This is a genomic window from Azospirillum sp. TSH64, assembly GCF_003116035.1.
Taxonomy (GTDB): domain Bacteria; phylum Pseudomonadota; class Alphaproteobacteria; order Azospirillales; family Azospirillaceae; genus Azospirillum.
The window spans coordinates 3,676,979-3,677,547 of record NZ_LGQW01000015.1; the positions used below are offsets into that span (position 1 = coordinate 3,676,979).

Here is a 569-nt window from a genome sequence, read left to right on the forward strand (position 1 = left end):
ACCGCCGGTCAGGGTCTCGAGCAGGCCGACCAGAACCAGGGTGTTGCCGGCCGTGCCCAGGCTGATGACGTCGATGCCGGTGCCGCCGGACAGCGTCTCGACATTCGACATCAGCATGGTGGTGCCGGTGTCGCCGATGGTGACGACGTCGGTGCCGGCCCCGCCGATCAGCGTCTCCAGCCCGCGCAGGGTGATGGTGTTGCCGATGGACGACAGCGTCACGATGTCGACCAGGGTGTTCGCGGTGTCGATGTTCGACCCGGCGACCAGCGTCTCGATGCCGGACACCAGCAGGGTGCTGCCGGTCAGGCCGATGAACACCAGATCGGTGCCGGCCCCGCCGGTCAGGGTCTCCAGACCGGTCGCCAGCATCGTGCTGCCGGCCGAACCGAGGGTGACGACATCGGTGCCGACGCCGCCGGTCAGCGTCTCCAGCAGCGACACCAGGATGGTGTTGCCGGCGGTGCCCAGGGCGATGGCGTCGGTGCCGACCTGACCGGTCAGCGTCTCGATGCCGGACACCAGCGTGGTGTTGCCGAGGACCGAGGCGAGGGTGATGACATCGGTGC

General features: G+C 68.9%; 1 pseudogene. It reads right to left on the reverse strand.

What is annotated here, in order from left to right:
* Positions 1-569: pseudogene (locus tag TSH64_RS18100) on the reverse strand (hypothetical protein); the annotation flags it as partial.